Origin of the sequence: Bacillus sp. es.036 (assembly GCF_002563635.1) — a bacterium.
Classification (GTDB): domain Bacteria; phylum Bacillota; class Bacilli; order Bacillales; family Guptibacillaceae; genus Guptibacillus.
The window spans coordinates 570,573-588,152 of record NZ_PDIZ01000003.1 but is presented as its reverse complement, the minus strand read 5'-3'; the positions used below and the strand labels follow the sequence as shown (position 1 = coordinate 588,152).

The window sequence follows — 17,580 nt, the reverse complement described above, 5'->3', positions numbered from 1 at the left end:
GACTGTGCACAATATGCAATTAACAATGAATTCATTTTGTTATTTACCATCATGCACAACCCCTTTCCGTATGTTAGTACCATTAGTATACGCAATATTTATTTAATTGGCAATCTTTTCTGACAAATTAATTGATTTCAACCACCATAGCAATTCCTTGTCCGCCACCAATGCAGAGTGAAGCAACACCATACTTTCCATTTCTACGCTTTAATTCTTTTATAAGTGTATAAAGAATACGCGTGCCACTCGCACCTACTGGATGCCCTAAAGCAATTGCACCACCGTTCACATTCACTCGTGAGCGATCAAGCTCTAGCTCTTTTTCAACGGCTAGATACTGAGCGGCAAAGGCTTCATTCACTTCAATCAAGTCCATCTGCTGAAGTGTCATACCTGCTTTATCTAATGCTTGCCGTATAGCAGGCACTGGTCCAATTCCCATAATCGAAGGATCTACTCCCGCTATACCCCAGGAGACAATTCGAGCAAGTGGCTTAAGATTCTTTGAAGAGACATAATCTGCTCCTCCCAATACGACAGAAGCGGCTCCATCATTTATGCCACTTGCATTCCCACCAGTGACAGTTCCATCTTTTTTGAAAGCAGGTTTAAGCCCAGCTAGCTTTTCTGCTGTTGTACCTTCTCGAATATGTTCGTCAGTTGAAAAGGTTTCAATCCCCTTTCTCCCTTTTACTTCAACAGGTACAATTTCTTCTATGAAAATACCTTTTTCTCTTGCATCAGCAGCTTTTTGCTGACTTTGAGTTGCATATTCATCCTGATCTTCTCTAGAAATCCCATACTTTACTGCCAGATTCTCTCCCGTTATCCCCATTCCAGTTCCAGTATACTCATCAGTTAACGTAGCCAAAAGCATATCATCCATTTTCGGAGCACCCATTTTTGCTCCAAAACGACTTCCTCTTAACGTATACGGAGATAAGCTCATATTCTCCGCTCCTCCGGCAAGGGCCGTTTGACCGTCCCCCATCATAATGGATTGCGCTGCTGAGATGACAGCTTGCATACCAGAACCACAAAGTCGATTTACTGTTAGTGCTGGACTTTCAATAGGTATTCCACTCCCAAGTGCAATGTGACGCGCTAAATAAGAAGCATTTGATGTAGAATGAATCACATTCCCAATAACAGAAAGATCAATTTCACTAGCCTCTATTCCACTTTTTCTTAGAGCTTCTTTACTTGCTGAAATCCCCAAGGCTGTTGGATTACTATCTTTAAGTGAACCACCAAATGAACCAAATGGTGTTCTTGCACCTTCCAATATAAAAACGTCTTTCATGTTTTCCCCTCCATTCTTCTCTATTTTACAAATAAAAGGAAAGCGTTTACAAGTGCTTGTGAGGGAAGAGATTTAGCTTTTTTCACTGAAGGGATTTATTATTGTGCTGTGTAACCCCCATCAATCACAACGGCCTGACCTGTAATCCCTTTTGCCTTATCGCTTGCGAGAAACATTGTGTAATCTGCAATTTCCTGCACTGTGAGCAGACGCTTTTGTGGAACGAGCGGATAAATCACTTCTTCAAGTACTCTCTCTAATGCTACTTCTCTACTTTTAGCTAAATCCTCAAGCTGCCCCCTTACTAACGGAGTATCCACATATCCTGGGCAAACAGCATTTACTGTAATACCATCTTCAGCTCCTTCAAGCGCAGCTACTTTAGTAAGTCCAATCACACCATGCTTTGCACTATTGTAAGCGGCTTTTCCTGAGAAGCCCACAAGTCCGTTAATAGAAGACATGTTAATAATTCGACCACACTTCTGTTTCTTCATAATGGGAAAAGCTAGCTTAGTTGCAATAAACGGTGCAACAAGCATTACTTTCGTTAACAGTTCAAACTTTTCCGTTGGGAATGTTTCAATAGTTGAAACGTGTTGAAGACCTGCATTATTTATCAAAACGTCTATCCGATCAAACTTTTTTAGGGTTTGAAAAAATAATGCCTCTACTTCGTTTTCTTTCGTTACATTACAGCGAATTCCAATCGTATCCATACCATTTTCTTTTAATTCAGCTGCAGCCCTTTTGACCTTATCCTCATCCAAATCACTAAGGACAACCTTTGCACCGTTCTCTGCAAACACTCGCGCTAGTTCCTTTCCGATCCCGCTCGCTGCTCCAGTGATTACGACTACTTTTTTATTTACTAACAACAAACTCCCTCCTTTTTCATACTAAATTCCAAGTCCGAGACTGAATAATAGAATAGCAAGAGCAAGTCCTATAAGAGGGACGATGACTGTAAGCGCTCCTACTGCACCGTATGCATCCTGGTGAGATTCACCACATATAGCCCGAATCGTTGTTACAACATAACCATTATGAGGCAATGAATCAAGGGCACCAGAAGAGATGGCAATTGTACGATGAAGGGCTTCTGGATTCACACCAGCATCAATATAGTGAGGAGCAAGGATTGGAAGAGCGATTACTTGACCACCAGATGCTGATCCTGTTAATCCAGCAATCACACTTACTGCAATTGCACCCCCAATAAGAGGACTCCCAGGAATACCCGTCATGAAATCCACTGCCGTTTCAAATGCTGGAACAGACTGTGCTACACCCCCAAAACCAACTACAGCCGCTGTATTTCCGATTGCAATCAATGCTCCAAGCGTACCATCAGAAACGGCACGTCCAAAGTTCTCAAAGTATTTGCGATTTAACAAATAAGTCGCTACAACCCCTCCGAGTAAAGCAATGATGAGTGCTGATTGCTTTAAGCTATCATGGAAAATGAAGGAGATAATTAATACGATAACAAGTGGTACAAGTCCAAGTAATGGATTTGGAAGTGGACGATTCTCTACTTCAGGATCTTCCTTTCTCGATTCAAATCGTTCTCCTTTTGCTACAGCTTTCGATATCATACGTTTCAGCCACCAGTAACCAAATAGTGCCATGAATAACGCTACTATTAAACTGACTTGCCAACCTGCATAAGGACTCGTATTTAAATATTCGATCGGAATCCAGTTTTGAATTTCTGGAGATCCAGCAGATGTCATAGTGAAGGTAACCGAGCCAAACGCAAGCGTCGCTGGTATAAACCGACGTGGTAAATCGGCTTGCTTAAATAGACCAACAGCCATCGGATAAACTGAGAATGCGACAACAAAAAGACTGACACCGCCGTACGTTAAAATCGCACAGGCTAGAACGATAGCGAGCACCGCCTGTTTTAATCCAAGCTTTTCTACAACCCATTTAGAGACGCTATCTGCCGCACCGCTATCTTCCATCACTTTCCCAAAGATTGCTCCAAGTAAAAACATAGGAAACCAAGAAGCAACAAACCCTGAAAATCCACCCATGTAACTTCCAACGAAATTCGGAGCTCCTTCTTTCACAAGCTGTGGGAAAAGCGGCAATCCACTCAGTACTGCAACAACGATCGCACAGAGAGGTCCCGCAACTAGTAGATTCATTCCTTTCATCGTAAGGTAAATGAGAAGTAATAACCCACCAATTAAACCGATCATACTTAACATACTAGCCCTCCTTCTTAATACGCATTATATTTCAGTGTTGGTGATACTTTGATGACAGGTTCTGTTGATTGTTTAATATCTTCCAAAGTGTATCCCGAGGCAATTTCTTGCACCACTAACCCACTATCTGTTACGTCTAGCATCGCGCGATCAGTAATAATGCGGTTGACGACGCTTTTCCCTGTCAATGGGAGCGAACAGCTCTTCACGATTTTAGGAGCACCGTCTTTATTTACATGGTCCATAATAACCGTGATTTTCTTTGCTCCATGAACAAGATCCATTGCCCCGCCCATCCCTTTAATCATTTTTCCTGGTATCATCCAATTTGCGAGGTCACCTTCTTCAGATACTTCCATCCCTCCGAGTATCGCGAGGTCAATGTGCCCCCCTCGAATCATCCCGAACGATTCTGCGCTATCAAAATAAGAAGCGCCTTTCATTTCTGTTACGGTCTCTTTTCCAGCATTGATGAGATCCGGGTCCACTTCATTCTCTTGTGGATATTCTCCAATTCCAAGAAGACCATTTTCAGACTGAAGGACAATCACTTTATCATCTGATATGTAGTTAGCAACAAGAGTGGGAATCCCGATACCAAGATTCACATAATAACCGTTTTTAATTTCTTTTTCCGCTCTTCTAGCGATTCGTTCTCGTACATTACTTTTTGTAGCCTTCATCATTATCTCTCCTATCTGTTACGAATGGTTTTTCGTTCGATCCGTTTCTCCTGCTTTGCTTCAAGAAGACCCTGAACATAAATTCCTGGGGTATGAACCTGATCTGCATTCAGTTCACCTGTAGCTACTATGTTCTCAACTTCAGCTAAAGTGATTTTTCCTGCAGCTGCAATCATTGGATTAAAATTACGTGCTGTCTTGTTATAAACAAGATTCCCGCCCTCATCCGCCTGATAAGCTCTAATCAGACTGTAGTCTGCATACAAAGCATGCTCTAAGACATATTCTTTTCCGTGAAAGGTGCGTGTTTCTTTTCCTTCAGCTACCTTAGTACCAACCCCTGCAGGTGTATAAAAAGCGGGAATACCAGCTCCGCCAGCTCGAATTCTTTCAGCGAGCGTTCCCTGTGGAATTAACTCAACTTCAAGTTCACCCGAAAGCACCTGCCTTTCAAACTCTTTGTTTTCTCCCACGTAGGATCCAATCATCTTTTTAATTTGGTGGTTTTTTAGTAGAAGACCAAGCCCCCAATCATCTACACCACAGTTGTTTGAAATAATCGTCAGGTTTTTAACTTCTGATTCTACTAACCCTAAAATCATTTGCTCAGGAATTCCTACTAATCCAAAGCCTCCAACCATCAAAGTTGACCCATCAGCAATATCGCTTACTGCATCATAACCACTCATATAATGTTTCTTCATCATCACAACTCCTTTTTGTCTTCTTCATAAGATTAACTGCAAGAATCATGCCATAGTGGGATTGTTCACAGAAATGTAAGCGCATTCAACATTTGCGTGATTTATTTCCTTTTCCTAAATTCCGTTTTTTCGGAAAAAGAGACATATTAGTCTTCATTTAATCGTCATAACATCATCATTTTCTAGAAAAATAATAAATTCCAGAAATCCGGAACGATTTCCGGATTTCTGGAATTTATTTAAGATTATACTTCTTGATTTTGTCATATAAGCTTGTTTTCCCTATACCAAGTATTTGAGCCGCAATCATTTTATCATTCTCACATTGAACGAGCGTTTTCCGGATGGCTTCTATTTCAGCTTCTTCTAAAATATCTTTTAACTTTCTGTTTCCCGCTACGATACCCGCCTTATCTTTTAAGTAATCGGGAAGCGACGTGACTTCTATTGTTTCACTACGTGTTAAATGAACAGCAGCTTCAAGTGCATTCTCAAGCTCCCGAGCGTTACCAGGCCAATTATGCTTTTTTAATAATTGAAAGGCTTCCTCTCCAATTCCTATGACGCGCTTCCCAGCTTTCATGGAAATTTTATTTACAAAAGATTCTGCAAGCGGTTTTACATCTTGAATTCTTTCTCTTAATGGTGGAATATGCAATTGCATCACATTGATTCGATAGAATAAGTCTTCACGAAAGCGACGTTCCTCTACCATCGCTTCTAAAGGTCGGTTTGTAGCTGCGATCACTCTTACATCAACTTTTTTCGATGATACTCCGCCAACACGCTCTACTTCTCTATCCTGCAGAACACGTAATAATTTCACTTGCATGTTAGGCGGCATGTCTCCAATTTCATCAAGAAAAATAGTACCCGTATTAGCAAGCTCAAACTTTCCAGGCTTCCCTCCTTTTTTCGCTCCAGTAAAAGCACCTTCCTCATATCCAAAAAGTTCAGATTCAAGAAGTTGATCCGGTATGGCACCGCAGTTCACTTTAATAAAAGGTCTGTTGCTACGCTCACTAAGTTGATGAATGCTATGCGCAAAAAGTTCTTTGCCTGTTCCACTTTCACCACGAATGAGAACCGAAACATTTCCGCTTGCTACTTGTTTCACCTTCTCTTTTAAACTCTGAATCGAATCTGTCACACCCACAATGTCATATAAGGAATAATTCGCGCCGTTTTCCCTCGCTGACCCGCTACGATAATATTCCAGTTCGGATAATAGTTCCTTAATATGGGTATTCATTTGCTTCCACTGTTCAGTATCGCGAAAAATAACTGTACCAACAGCTCCGACTAGTTCTTTGTTGTAATAAATGGGAACACGATTGGCAATCATGTAGTTTCCACGAATATACTGCAAGTCCGCTATTTCTACATTTCCGCTTCTTGCAACAATATGCATGCGTGTGTTCTCAATGACATCCGTTACGTGCTTACCAATAACTTCTGAGCTATCCACTTCTAGAAATTCACAATACGTTTTGTTCATGAAATCAATAGTGCCTTCCTTATCTACAACGACAAGCCATTCGTAAGCGTTATCAATTATTGTCTCTAACATACTGCACTTCTTCGTAAGCTCACCGGGATTCACGTTAGCCACTCCTTTATCTCTTCTACTAACCATTGTAACATTGAAATCCTATTGCTCTTTTAACAGGAAATAAATTAACTCCATTCATCTTTGTTTCAGCAAAAAAAGACCATCTTTTTTAGACGGCCTTCCACATGTAATCTTACAAAAGATCCATTTCCTCACATTCAAAATGGATCTTGCTTACTCTATCTCGTAACTTAATCGAATCATATCCCGACAAGGAATTCCGTTTTCAATAATCGGTTCAGGGTAGTGATCAAAAAATCCTTCAATAATTTCTGTTATACGAAATTGACATTTTTGGTAGAGCGCTAATTGATCGAGACTCGAATTCCCAGTCCCGATCAAAACCTTCCTTGCTCCATGATCCGCAGACCTATTAATTGCATCATGAATAAGAAGCTTCCCTATTCCCTCTCCCCTTCTATCTTCCCTCACTGCAATATTCATAATCTCCACTTTTTTCTCCTCTTTTATTACTAAAACATAGACGCCAATTACTTCCTTCTCTTCCACTGCAACGTAACAGTATCCTTCTTTCAAATAATGTTCGATATGAGCGAGAAATGGATCAGCTTCAAGTAGAAGCGCATAAGGAAATGCCTTCGTTATTTGCTTTATCATCATTATGGATTCTCCTTGCTAGTTTCCGATTATAGGCTTATCATACGTTCTACATTTATAAAAACAAAAAATCGTGCCTTGGCACGATTTAGGTGTACTTGATTTTTGATGTGATGACCGCACTGATGACAAATGATAACACCAAACTTATAAGATCAATAGGATTATATAAAAGACCGAATGTCACTGTGCCAGTTAATTCCTGCCCCTTACTCCAAGCAGTTAACCACTCTGGTTGAAAGACTGCATTTACAATCGAACCAATAATTAAGTTTAAGATGAAATAAAGGCAAACAAGGCTAATCGTAAAAATAATATATTTCTTCAAAACATCATGCTCCTTCTCAAAACGTCTTCTGGATTATTGTAACCTGTTCGAAACAGATTTCACAAATTCAGAGTAGACGCACACCTTTTTAAGGAACGCCATACAGTAACAGTATCACGTATGCAGGAGGACGATAATGGCATATAAAGACGATCGTTATAGCAAATGGGCTTATTCTCCCTATACTTATCCTTATTACCGCAACTTTCCTCCTATTGAAGTTACCCGTTTCCAGCATTCAGCTGTAGCGTGTACGAATCTTATGAAGGAAGGACAAAAACTTCTGGATAAAGTGAATCAGGATGCTCAATTTGCTCATGAATTAAAAGATGCCGCTCAAAAAAATGATCAATCTCATGTTCATTCCTTGATTCAGCGTGCCGGTATCACTTCTCCCTTCCACATTGCCTATACACCAGATGCCATTCGTGTCGACCTTAACACTGGAAACGAAGATAGTTGTAGCGAGCTAACTGTGAAGCTTTGCTGGTAACCGATCATTTCAACTTCCTACGAAGAGAAAAATAGAACACGCTAATTTGAACAAATGGTAAGAATAGTAAGACAAGAATGGGATAAGCCGGAAATTGCTTTGACACTACCGGTTGCAAAGTCATTGCTGCAATTAAAAGTGGTGAAGTAAACATCATGGCAATATATGCATTTCGACAAGCGTGAGCTGTTAACGTTTTTTCCCTTTCATCATCTTCACACAGTTCGGAAGGAAGCAGGAGGGCTTCTTTCCATCCTTTGTTATTTCTTCTCTTATTACGAGTAATCATGAATCCGATGATGCTAACAATCAGGAGAGTAATGATAATAGGCGTAATATTAATGATGACATCATCTCCACTTCCACTCATTAAACGTTGGAATTGAGACGCTGCATCGTAGTACGTAACCATTGCCCATCCAAAAAGTCCAAGAACAATGACATTCATCATGTAAATCACAGATAACTTCATTCTGATTCCTCCTGTAATTGAAATACTTCTTCCATAGACATGTCAAATTCACGACAAATCTTCATTGCTAGTAGTAAAGATGGGACATACTCTCCCTTTTCCACAGCGGCAATCGTTTGTCTTGTCACTCCAACTTTTGAAGCCAGCTCCTGTTGTGTGAAGCGGAAACGTGCCCTTAATTCTCTAATTCGATTGTTCAACATCATCTTAACTCCTCACATATCTCCTGTCTTATAAATCTATTCTATACCAAACATAATGTTAAGTAAACTTAACTTTTAGTTATTTTTATTTAACATTCTTTCACAAAAAAAAGCCCGGTTTCCCAGGCTAGAAATTCCTATTTTACGATTAATACTGGACAGGGAGAATGCTGGGCAACTTTTTCACTAACGCTTCCAAGCATCCATTTTTTTATCCCACTCAATCCCCTACTTCCTATTACAATTAAATCTGCCTCTATCATTACAGCTAGGTCCACAATCTCTTTAGCAGGATCACCGCCTCTTACTTCAGAGTGAACATTCACTCCCATGTGATGAAGCGTTTCCTTTACTTCACGAAGTATGGCTTCTCCTTCGCTTCTTTCAATCATAACGCCGTTCTGCTCCTCAGGAACTGGAGATGGAACACCAGCATGTCCTTCATTGCCAATACTGCCTGTCCCATAGGGTATTCTTGTCGCTGGTTGAGCCGAGAGTTTATTTGATTCTTTTGCTACATGCACTAAATGAATAGAAGCTTTGCTTAGTTCTGCTAATTTAACCGCTTGATGTAAAGCTTTTTCACTATCTTCAGAACGATCATAAGCGACTACTATTTTTGAATACATGATACCTTCCTCCTTAGGAATTAGAAGTAGTATACATATACCCCTGCCTAGAAGAATATAACAGCTCTAATGAAAGCGTATTCCTAACGATACATTTGTCACACAAGTCTCATTATCCGGTAATAATTGGTTCTTTTGGATAGTGATAATGTTCAACAGGAGCATTCCCACGCATCATTAGCAAAAAGGAAATAATACCGATTCTTCCTACAAACATTAGAAAGATAATCACACATTTTCCAGCAGTACTGAGCTCAGAAGTAATGCCAAGTGATAAACCAGTCGTTCCAAAAGCTGAGGTTACTTCAAACACAATCTCAGCCAACGAAAACGGTTCTGTTGCTGAAAGAATAACGACTGCTAGACCACAAAGACCTGTCGCCGTAAAAATCACGATAAACGATTTAATAATATCATCATGAAGAAGCTCTCTTCCAAAAACTTTAACACTCTTTTTGCCTCTTGCAAAATGAATGACTGTTAAAACAGCAACAGCAAACGTAGTTGTTCGAATTCCTCCTCCAACACTACTAGGAGATGCTCCGATAAACATGAGCAAACTTAATACCATTTGAGTTGAGAGAGTAAATTCACTTACATCCATCGTAACAAGCCCGCCGTTTCTCGTTGTAACGGATTGAAACAGGGAATAGAATAGTGCTTGATCCCAAGATTTATCCGCCATAAAATTTCCGGCTTCTAAAATCCATATGAGTACAGTTCCTATTATAATAAGTGCAAAGAATGTCACGGTTGTAACCTTGGTAAACAAAGTAAATCGATAAGCTACTGTTTCTCTCTTTTGAAATAAATAATCTTTCAATTCAATTAGAACCGGGAATCCGATCGCACCCAAAATAAGTAAGATCATGTTGATCGTTTGAACAAAATAATCATTTGCATATGGCACAAGTGAACTTCCCGTAATATCAAATCCTGCATTAGTTGTAGCACTTACTGCAGCAAAAAAACCTTGCAGAAATGAATCTTGCCACGAATCATAATACTTTAATAAGTAGATGCCAAGAATTATTGTTCCAATCGCCTCAAATAAGAGAATAAGTCCAAGAATTTGTCTCATTAATTTTACTAGTCCAGCTAATGTCCCGCGATTCTGGTCTGTACTAATCAACTGGCGTTCTTTCATTCCGATTTTTTTTCCCATTAACAACCAAACAAACGTTCCAAGAGTCATAATGCCAATTCCACCGAATTGAAGAACAAACGCGAGTATGTAAGTTCCGACCGTACTAAACGTATCAGCGGTTGAAACAACCGTCAATCCCGTCACGCTAATGGCACTTACCGCTGTAAACAAGGCATCGATAAAGCCCCACTCAACATTTGCTTGGTGGGCAATTGGGAGACTTAAGAGAACTGTCGACAGTACAACAGCCAATAAATAGAAAAGAACAATCAGTTGAACTGAAGAAAGCTCTGTAGCTTTTTCTTTAATTTTCATATTCTTTCCCTCCCCGTTCTCTAGCATGATCATGACGCTAACAAGCTCTCTTGTAAATACCACTCTTTAGAGAATAACCTCGTCTATAGTATAATAAACGTTGTCAATTGTTTGAATATTGGGGGAATAGCGATGGGTGATGAACGAGAATTATATACGTTAAAAACGATTGCAGAAACATTAAATCGTTCAACAGATTTGAAGCCTATGCTTCTAGCTGTTCTTGAAGAATTATTGAGTGTTACAGGATTAAACACTGGTTGGATTTTCTTATCAACTGATAAAAACAAATTTACGTGTGAAGCTGATGTCAGACTACCCGCTGCTCTTGCTCAAAACGATAAAGAACCGATGTGCAAAGGCACGTGTTGGTGCTTAAATAAATACTGGGACGGACGATTAAATCAGGCCGTCAATATTATAGAATGTAAACGTCTAGAAGATGCTGTGCATTTTAAAACGGGTGATACTGGAGGACTGACGCACCATGCGACCGTCCCATTAACAGCTGCCGGTGAATCATTTGGAGTATTAAACGTTGGTTCCCCAGGTAAAGAGTCGTTTTCTAACGATGAATTGACACTTCTTCAATCCGTTGCTTTTCAAATTGGTACTGCTATTAAACGAATACAACTTTATCAAAATGAACAGAAGCGAGCGGAAAACTATTTAAAATTAGAAACATTAACGAGAGAATTATGGCGTCACGAATGTGCTGATGATCTCATTAGTGCTATTGTGCACCGTACTGGAGAGTCATTCAACTGGCCTTTAGTCGGCTACTTTCTGAAAAGCAAACCGAATGATGTTCTCCATTCGATCTATAAAGATGGAAAACTAAGCGTGGTGAACGAAGCTTATTCTGCAGAAACCATGCAAGAAATGAACGAAGCTGTTCAAAACGAAAAACCAGTTGCGCTCAAAAAGAACACTTTCCCCCTTCACCCAAAACCTTCTATCATTCATGCAATAGAAGTGAAGGTTCGAGACGAGCATATCGGTATATTATTTGTGTTTGAGGAATCCTTTTCTAAAAGTGATAGGGAAATCTTACGAGCAGTTGCCGACCATATGGCTCTGGCCATCGAGCAATCACGTGTTAATGAGAAAAGACAGGAACTTATCCTCTCAGAAGAACGAAATAGACTTGCAAGAGATTTGCATGATTCAGTGAGCCAAAAACTTTTTTCATTATCTATGACAGCACGTGGTGCACGAAATATTCTTAATATGCCCCATGTACTAAGTGATGCATTACAAGATATTCAACAGCTTTCTCAAGAAGCCATGCAAGAAATGAGAACATTAATTTGGCAACTTCGACCTGTAGGGATTGAAGCCGGTCTCATGACATCACTTAAAACCTACGCGATTGGGTTAGGTCTATCACCCACTTGTGACGTCTCGGGCTTTAAACTTCTTCCTCGACCAATTGAAGAAGCGCTTTTTCGAATCGGACAAGAATCACTTAACAACATACATAAGCATGCAGGGGTAGGTGAGGTTACCCTTTACCTTCAAATTACTGAACAAGAGGTCTGTCTTACAGTTTTTGATAAGGGTAGCGGTTTTAATCAAGAAGCGGTTGGAGATTTCAAACTTGGGCTTAGAGGAATGAAGGAAAGAGCCTCACTACTTGGAGGTACCTTTTCGATTGTTAGTAACCGAAAGAATGGAACAAAAGTTCAAGTTAGACTGCCAATATGAAAGAGGGATTAACATGGAGAGAAAAATAAAACTACTACTAGCTGATGATCACCTTATGGTAAGAAAAGGATTGCGCTTTTTTCTTGAAACACAGCAGGATATTGAGATTATCGGTGAAGCAGCAAACGGAACGGACGCAGTCAGACTAGCTAAAGAATTAAACCCTGATATCATTTTAATGGATTTAGTTATGCCAGAAATGGATGGCATTGAAGCAACAAAACAATTAAAAAAAAAGTCTTCCTCATATCAAAATTATTATCTTAACAAGCTTTTCAGATCAAGATCATGTTCTTCCAGCCATAAGGGCTGGCGCAGAAGGCTATCAATTAAAAGATATTGATCCTGATGAATTAATTCACACGATTCGTGAAGCCAATCGTGGTAATCGCCACCTCCACCCTCTTGCTACAAATCAGCTTATGTCACACCTGACTGAGAAAAGCCCGACAGAAGAAGAGCGAAAACTCTCCATGCTTACCCCTAGGGAAAGAGATGTATTAAAAGAGATCACGTTAGGAAAAAGCAATAAAGAAATCGCATCGGCTTTATATATTACGGAAAAAACCGTTAAAACACATGTGAGTAGCATACTATCAAAACTCAATTTTCACGACCGGACTCAAGCAGCTCTCTATGCAACAAAAGTCAACTGGTTTAAAGATTCCTAAGACTAAAGTACGAGAATTTCACCCTCCTTATTTCCGATGCAAGTTTCACAGATTTTTAATACGCTAATAGGAGATTGATTTACTCACAATTGAGGTATGAAAAGAATATAGAGGTAGTAGAAAGGAGCTTCACAATGAAAGTAATGGTTATGAACGGCAGTCCAAGAGACAAGTCTATGACACGAAATTTAACAAATACTGTGACTGATCAGTTAGATGAGAAAGGAATTGAGGTCCTTACATTCGATGCTGGCTTCCATGACCTTCCGTTATTTAAAGGGAGAAAAGAAGATCTGGATCACCCAGAAGTCCAGCGACTCATCACCAATGCTACAAAAGCAGATGCGTTTGTCATCTGTTCACCTGAGTATCATAACGGGATGAGTGGAGCATTAAAAAACGCCCTTGATTTCTTAGGAGGTTCTCATTTCAAATCTAAGCCTACCGCTTTAGCGTCTGTTGGTGGCGGTGGAAAAGGTGGCATTAATGCTCTTAATAATATGAGAACCGTTATGAGAGGTCTTTATGCCCTTGTCCTTCCAGATCAATTTTGTGCAGACCCAACATGCTTTGATGAGAAAGGCTATATGGTTGAAACAAAAGCAAAGGAACGCCTTACAATCGTAGTGAATGAGCTTGTTTCCTTGACGTCAGTAATTGAGAAGAAAATGGAAGTAAAATAACCACTTTATAGCGTACTTGATCAAGTACGCTATAAGATTCATTTTTTATTCAATCACTCCAGATTCCGTGACCGTTACGTTCATTTGAAATGTAATATCCATGTCAGGATATTGCTGTCTCCAATCCTCCTTAGTAAAATCTCCTCTCGTGACACTTCTTACAGCATTACCAAGTCCAAGTGGATCAATATTTTGGGTTTGAAATTCTTCAATCATTTCCATTCCCCTTTTTTCGATATCGTCTTCCATCGCCACTTCAATTTCTTTTAACTTAGCAGGCGTAAGCTTCTGACCGGAATATTCTTTAATAACTCCAAGAACTTCCCCATAAATTTCAATTTTATTACTCCCCACTTTCTTTAAGTTAAGGTTTCGCTTTGAAGCAATATTATATATAGCTGCATGTTCTTCTTCATTTATTTTGACAGTAAAAGAATCATTACTCGAAAATTTATGATGAAGAACTTTAAACGTGAAAAGATGTTTGGCATCAATTGAACCAACCATTCGATCTCCTTGAAATAGAGCAAGCCCAATGATTTTCACCTTATCTTCATCAAGTTCAACTAGAGGGAGGAAAGGGTCATTTCCTTCAGAATAATAATTGTATAAAAAATCATGAAGGTTTGTTTCTGGGAGCATTCCGTGCTTGCTATTGTGGTTCAGGGTATCATGAATAAATGTACCTGTGTCGACATTGCCATAGTTTGTCCTTAGTAACGTTTCCATATCGCTACTTGAAATCCCTAAAAAAACTCTCGATCCTATAGAAGGATCTCTTTGAAGCGTATCTACTAATTGAATAATGCCTTCTGTCTCCGCAATGTCTTTACTAAATAGCGCGACTTCCAGTTTCCCACTTACGAACGGTTTTGGGGATTCTGAATTGTATTGACTTCGTATTTCTTTACTAAGTGCTGCTGTTTGAATAAAAACACTATTATCAATTCTTCCATCAGCTTGATATTGAGGGGCTACCGCAACCCCTTTGATAAGACCTTCCTCGCTATCTTCTTCAGGCAGATCATAGCCAATAATCGTAACCATTTGAATATCATCCAGGATACTTCTTTGAACACATCCTGTTAGGAGTAAGATACTCACAATGAAAATGAACAGTCGAGTCATCCCGATCTTCCCACCTTACTTTTGATGTACTGAAAGAGAAATACAAATGGAACATAAATGTAGACAAAATAGAAACCGACCTTACTTGTATATTGATTCAAAAGGTCGATACTTTCTCGTCGTGCAAACAAACTGCTACTAATTAAGATAAGGACTAGTATTGGAATGGTTGCGTTTTGCTGACTAACTCTTGACAACCTTCTAATCCCTCTACCAGCAGCCCAAATGGTAATGCAAAGATTCGGTAAGATCACAAGTGCCCATGAAGCAATTCCGATATATTCAAATCTCTGTACAAAAGGCATTTCAGCAATTTTCCAAGTCGTTAATGTTGCCCAGACCGTTTTTTGGAGTTGTTCAGGACTAAAGAACGCGATTGTCGTGATCATGACAATTGTATAAATAAAAACAGTCAATAAATGACCACCTTGCGCCCAGCGATGGGATTTTTCTGGCTCTTTGATAAACGGCAGATATATGAAAAGAGTTGTAAAACCTAAATAGGAAAGAGACGCTCCTTTGACTCCCTCATACATCTCCATTAAGGAGTGATTGAAGATTGGGAGTAGATCACGAAAATGCCCATAAAACAAAGGAAATATCATGGTAAGAACCAGGTAAAAAGGAATGACCACACCAAAAAAGGAGATCCCAGCTACCACTCGAAAACCTCCAGATAAACAATAGTAAACGAGGAGTAAAAACACTGTTCCAAAAATCCACTTATTTAAATCTGGAAACATCCAAACTTGAACCACCTCAATATACGTTCGTAGAACCGTTATACCCATCGCAATAAAATAAGCGATAGCAATTAAGCTTAGTAATCCGCCGATCCATTTTCCGAAAAGATTTTGGTGTAAAGAGATGAGATCCCCCTTTTCCTTCATCATAATTTTATAAATTAGAAAAATGATAAGGTTCAAACTCAGTCCCGCTGCCAATACAGAAATCCAGGCATCATTGCCTGCATATTGGGTACTAATGCGTTGAAATCCCATTACTCCTACGCCTACTTGGACAGAATGGACGAGGTAAAAGACGAGAAATGGAGATACCTTATATTGATCTTTCACTTCTGGCCCTGCCATATAAAAGCATCTCCTTTCTCATCTTATTCATGAAAATCATTTTTCTCTTTTTCAGTAACAGGTTTAAATCGTACGGTATCTTCTGATTGCAAATGAATCGGACGCTTATTCTGAAATTTTAAAGGCAATCTGATAATCGCATCTTTTAAATCCTGAACACGTAGCGGATAAATCGGCTCAAGAAAAGGTCGACCTAAGGACTTGAGCTTAAGAAGATGAGCGATTAAGAAGCAAAAGCATATGGTTACCCCAAGAAGCCCCCACAGATGAGCGAATAGAAGAAACGGAAAGCGTGTTAAACGAATTGTATTACTCATTCGATAAACAGGGGTAGTAAAAGAAGCCAGTGCTGACAGGGCGACAATAATTAGCAATACGTTACTCGTTAATCCAGCTTCAACCGATGCTGTCCCGATCACAATACCTCCAACAATACCAATGGTTTGTCCAACTTTTGTAGGTAACCTTGCTCCAGCTTCTCTTAATAGTTCAATTGATAATTCTAGAAAGATCGCTTCTAGTATTGGTGGAAGCGGAATGCGCTGCCTTGAACTAACTAACGTACCGAGTAAATCTTTTGGAATTAACTCATAGTGATAGGTTAACGTCGCTACATAAACAGGCGTCACAAGTATGGAGAACAAAATAGCAAAAATACGAATCAAACGAGCACTGGATGCTACGATCCAGTTAACAAAATAGTCTTCAAATGCAGAGAAAAACTCGACCAGAGTTGTTGGTCCGATCAATGCCTGTGGTGAACCATCTGAGAGTATGACAACCTTCCCTTCACATAAAACAGATGTGGCCCGATCTGGCCTCTCAGTATCAATCAGTTGCGGAAAAGGAGAATTTTTATTATCAGTAATTAGCTGCATAATGACAGAGTTATCCACAATTTGATCGACCTTTATATCTTCAAGTCTTTGTTTAACCGTATTAACGTTCTCTTCGTTTGCAATACCATCAAGGTAGAGAACGACAACTTTTGTGTTTGTCAGCTTGCCAACCGTTAATTCATAGGCTTTTAGTTCATGAACAGGCAGGCGCTTTCTAATTAAGTGCAAGTTCGTATCAAGTGATTCAACAAAGGCTTCTTTGGAGCCGACCACTGTAAATTCTACTTCTGGTTGGGTAACAGCCCTTGCTTTTTTAACTTGTGATGGGATAAGGGCACATTCTGTTGCATTTGCATTTAATCGAATAATGACGAAGCCTCGCATCACCTTCTCACAGATCTCTTTCAGATCGCTCGAAAGAATAACACCTGGAATCGGCACTCTTTCTGGTATATCCTCCAATGTCTTAAATGGTTTTTCCACTAGGTATGGAAGGATATGGTCATTTAATTCCGTTTCGTGAACAAGCGTTTTAAAGTAGTAAATAAAAAATGAACTATCCTGTTGTTTGCTTTCATAATGGAGAAAATCGCCTGAGTCCTGGAGATTGCGAATAAGCTCAGGTAGGTTTTTTAATTTTTCTGGAGAAGGACTTTTTTTCAACCATCGAAACATTTTATTCACCACACATTCACGGTTTCTCCATGTAGTTTTTGCAATTCAGTTTAATTT

The 17,580-nt window shown here is 39.5% G+C and carries 18 protein-coding genes and 1 pseudogene; 4 read left to right on the top strand and 15 right to left on the bottom strand.

What is annotated here, in order from left to right; translation table 11 throughout:
• Positions 1-127: 127 nt before the first annotated feature.
• The 8 genes from ATG70_RS21860 to ATG70_RS21825 all read right to left on the bottom strand — a co-directional run bounded on the left by ATG70_RS21860 (position 128) and on the right by ATG70_RS21825 (position 7,470).
• Positions 128-1,306, bottom strand: coding sequence for an acetyl-CoA C-acetyltransferase (locus tag ATG70_RS21860; RefSeq protein WP_098446563.1), 1,179 nt, complete (start codon positions 1,304-1,306; stop codon positions 128-130).
• 98 nt (positions 1,307-1,404) lie between these two features.
• Positions 1,405-2,184 (bottom strand): 3-hydroxybutyrate dehydrogenase, encoded by a 780-nt coding sequence (locus ATG70_RS21855; protein ID WP_098446562.1) that lies wholly within the window; start codon positions 2,182-2,184, stop codon positions 1,405-1,407.
• Between the two features lie 21 nt (positions 2,185-2,205).
• Positions 2,206-3,525, bottom strand: coding sequence for a GntP family permease (locus ATG70_RS21850; RefSeq protein ID WP_098446561.1), 1,320 nt, complete (start codon positions 3,523-3,525; stop codon positions 2,206-2,208).
• A gap of 14 nt (positions 3,526-3,539) precedes the next feature.
• Positions 3,540-4,208, bottom strand: a complete 669-nt coding sequence (locus ATG70_RS21845) for a CoA transferase subunit B (protein ID WP_098446560.1) — start codon at positions 4,206-4,208, stop codon at positions 3,540-3,542.
• A gap of 11 nt (positions 4,209-4,219) precedes the next feature.
• Complete coding sequence (locus ATG70_RS21840; RefSeq protein WP_098446559.1) at positions 4,220-4,912, bottom strand: CoA transferase subunit A; 693 nt, start codon at positions 4,910-4,912, stop codon at positions 4,220-4,222.
• A gap of 235 nt (positions 4,913-5,147) precedes the next feature.
• Complete coding sequence (locus tag ATG70_RS21835) at positions 5,148-6,482, bottom strand: sigma-54 interaction domain-containing protein (protein ID WP_098446643.1); 1,335 nt, start codon at positions 6,480-6,482, stop codon at positions 5,148-5,150.
• 216 nt (positions 6,483-6,698) lie between these two features.
• Positions 6,699-7,145, bottom strand: coding sequence for a GNAT family N-acetyltransferase (locus ATG70_RS21830; RefSeq protein ID WP_179886373.1), 447 nt, complete (start codon positions 7,143-7,145; stop codon positions 6,699-6,701).
• A gap of 85 nt (positions 7,146-7,230) precedes the next feature.
• On the bottom strand, positions 7,231-7,470 hold the full coding sequence (locus ATG70_RS21825; protein WP_098446557.1) for a hypothetical protein: 240 nt from the start codon (positions 7,468-7,470) through the stop codon (positions 7,231-7,233).
• A gap of 136 nt (positions 7,471-7,606) precedes the next feature.
• On the opposite strand from ATG70_RS21825, the gene ATG70_RS21820 reads away from it, so the two are divergent.
• On the top strand, positions 7,607-7,963 hold the full coding sequence (locus ATG70_RS21820) for a hypothetical protein (protein ID WP_098446556.1): 357 nt from the start codon (positions 7,607-7,609) through the stop codon (positions 7,961-7,963).
• A gap of 4 nt (positions 7,964-7,967) precedes the next feature.
• On the opposite strand, the gene ATG70_RS21815 is transcribed toward ATG70_RS21820, so the two are convergent.
• From ATG70_RS21815 to ATG70_RS21800, 4 genes are all read right to left on the bottom strand, one after another.
• Positions 7,968-8,435, bottom strand: coding sequence for a hypothetical protein (locus tag ATG70_RS21815; protein ID WP_098446555.1), 468 nt, complete (start codon positions 8,433-8,435; stop codon positions 7,968-7,970).
• On the bottom strand, positions 8,432-8,641 hold the full coding sequence (locus ATG70_RS21810; RefSeq protein ID WP_098446554.1) for a helix-turn-helix transcriptional regulator: 210 nt from the start codon (positions 8,639-8,641) through the stop codon (positions 8,432-8,434). The genes ATG70_RS21815 and ATG70_RS21810 overlap by 4 nt, the downstream gene beginning before the upstream one ends.
• A gap of 134 nt (positions 8,642-8,775) precedes the next feature.
• Entirely contained in the window at positions 8,776-9,267 is a 492-nt protein-coding gene (locus ATG70_RS21805; RefSeq protein ID WP_098446553.1) for a universal stress protein, read from the bottom strand.
• A 112-nt stretch (positions 9,268-9,379) separates the two neighbouring features.
• On the bottom strand, positions 9,380-10,729 hold the full coding sequence (locus tag ATG70_RS21800) for a TrkH family potassium uptake protein (RefSeq protein WP_098446552.1): 1,350 nt from the start codon (positions 10,727-10,729) through the stop codon (positions 9,380-9,382).
• 132 nt (positions 10,730-10,861) lie between these two features.
• Here ATG70_RS21800 and ATG70_RS21795 point away from each other — a divergent pair, with 132 nt between their 5' ends.
• The 3 genes and pseudogenes from ATG70_RS21795 (at position 10,862) to ATG70_RS21785 (ending at position 13,790) form a co-directional block, all read left to right on the top strand.
• The gene (locus tag ATG70_RS21795) at positions 10,862-12,436 is read left to right on the top strand and encodes a GAF domain-containing sensor histidine kinase (RefSeq protein ID WP_098446551.1); all 1,575 of its coding nucleotides are present in this window, start codon (positions 10,862-10,864) and stop codon (positions 12,434-12,436) included.
• A gap of 13 nt (positions 12,437-12,449) precedes the next feature.
• Positions 12,450-13,107 (top strand): annotated as a pseudogene (locus ATG70_RS21790) (response regulator).
• A gap of 134 nt (positions 13,108-13,241) precedes the next feature.
• On the top strand, positions 13,242-13,790 hold the full coding sequence (locus tag ATG70_RS21785) for an NADPH-dependent FMN reductase (RefSeq protein ID WP_098446550.1): 549 nt from the start codon (positions 13,242-13,244) through the stop codon (positions 13,788-13,790).
• A gap of 45 nt (positions 13,791-13,835) precedes the next feature.
• On the opposite strand, the gene ATG70_RS21780 is transcribed toward ATG70_RS21785, so the two are convergent.
• From ATG70_RS21780 to ATG70_RS21770, 3 genes are read right to left on the bottom strand one after another with little or no spacing between them, the layout of a single operon-like run.
• Positions 13,836-14,918, bottom strand: coding sequence for a Ger(x)C family spore germination protein (locus tag ATG70_RS21780; RefSeq protein ID WP_098446549.1), 1,083 nt, complete (start codon positions 14,916-14,918; stop codon positions 13,836-13,838).
• Positions 14,915-16,009, bottom strand: a complete 1,095-nt coding sequence (locus ATG70_RS21775; RefSeq protein WP_098446548.1) for a GerAB/ArcD/ProY family transporter — start codon at positions 16,007-16,009, stop codon at positions 14,915-14,917. The genes ATG70_RS21780 and ATG70_RS21775 overlap by 4 nt, the downstream gene beginning before the upstream one ends.
• A gap of 23 nt (positions 16,010-16,032) precedes the next feature.
• Positions 16,033-17,523 (bottom strand): spore germination protein, encoded by a 1,491-nt coding sequence (locus ATG70_RS21770; protein WP_098446642.1) that lies wholly within the window; start codon positions 17,521-17,523, stop codon positions 16,033-16,035.
• Positions 17,524-17,580 lie beyond the last annotated feature (57 nt).

What these genes read in the sequence shown, in the direction of transcription:
- ATG70_RS21860 (WP_098446563.1), bottom strand. Translation starts at nt 1,306, where the DNA reads ATGAAAGACGTTTTTATATTGGAAGGTGCAAGAACACCATTTGGTTCA.
- ATG70_RS21850 (WP_098446561.1), bottom strand. Translation starts at nt 3,525, where the DNA reads ATGTTAAGTATGATCGGTTTAATTGGTGGGTTATTACTTCTCATTTAC.
- ATG70_RS21845 (WP_098446560.1), bottom strand. Translation starts at nt 4,208, where the DNA reads ATGAAGGCTACAAAAAGTAATGTACGAGAACGAATCGCTAGAAGAGCG.
- ATG70_RS21840 (WP_098446559.1), bottom strand. Translation starts at nt 4,912, where the DNA reads ATGAAGAAACATTATATGAGTGGTTATGATGCAGTAAGCGATATTGCT.
- ATG70_RS21835 (WP_098446643.1), bottom strand. Translation starts at nt 6,482, where the DNA reads ATGTTAGAGACAATAATTGATAACGCTTACGAATGGCTTGTCGTTGTA.
- ATG70_RS21830 (WP_179886373.1), bottom strand. Translation starts at nt 7,145, where the DNA reads ATGATGATAAAGCAAATAACGAAGGCATTTCCTTATGCGCTTCTACTT.
- ATG70_RS21820 (WP_098446556.1), top strand. Translation starts at nt 7,607, where the DNA reads ATGGCATATAAAGACGATCGTTATAGCAAATGGGCTTATTCTCCCTAT.
- ATG70_RS21815 (WP_098446555.1), bottom strand. Translation starts at nt 8,435, where the DNA reads ATGAAGTTATCTGTGATTTACATGATGAATGTCATTGTTCTTGGACTT.
- ATG70_RS21810 (WP_098446554.1), bottom strand. Translation starts at nt 8,641, where the DNA reads ATGATGTTGAACAATCGAATTAGAGAATTAAGGGCACGTTTCCGCTTC.
- ATG70_RS21805 (WP_098446553.1), bottom strand. Translation starts at nt 9,267, where the DNA reads ATGTATTCAAAAATAGTAGTCGCTTATGATCGTTCTGAAGATAGTGAA.
- ATG70_RS21800 (WP_098446552.1), bottom strand. Translation starts at nt 10,729, where the DNA reads ATGAAAATTAAAGAAAAAGCTACAGAGCTTTCTTCAGTTCAACTGATT.
- ATG70_RS21795 (WP_098446551.1), top strand. Translation starts at nt 10,862, where the DNA reads ATGGGTGATGAACGAGAATTATATACGTTAAAAACGATTGCAGAAACA.
- ATG70_RS21785 (WP_098446550.1), top strand. Translation starts at nt 13,242, where the DNA reads ATGAAAGTAATGGTTATGAACGGCAGTCCAAGAGACAAGTCTATGACA.
- ATG70_RS21780 (WP_098446549.1), bottom strand. Translation starts at nt 14,918, where the DNA reads ATGACTCGACTGTTCATTTTCATTGTGAGTATCTTACTCCTAACAGGA.
- ATG70_RS21775 (WP_098446548.1), bottom strand. Translation starts at nt 16,009, where the DNA reads ATGGCAGGGCCAGAAGTGAAAGATCAATATAAGGTATCTCCATTTCTC.
- ATG70_RS21770 (WP_098446642.1), bottom strand. Translation starts at nt 17,523, where the DNA reads ATGTTTCGATGGTTGAAAAAAAGTCCTTCTCCAGAAAAATTAAAAAAC.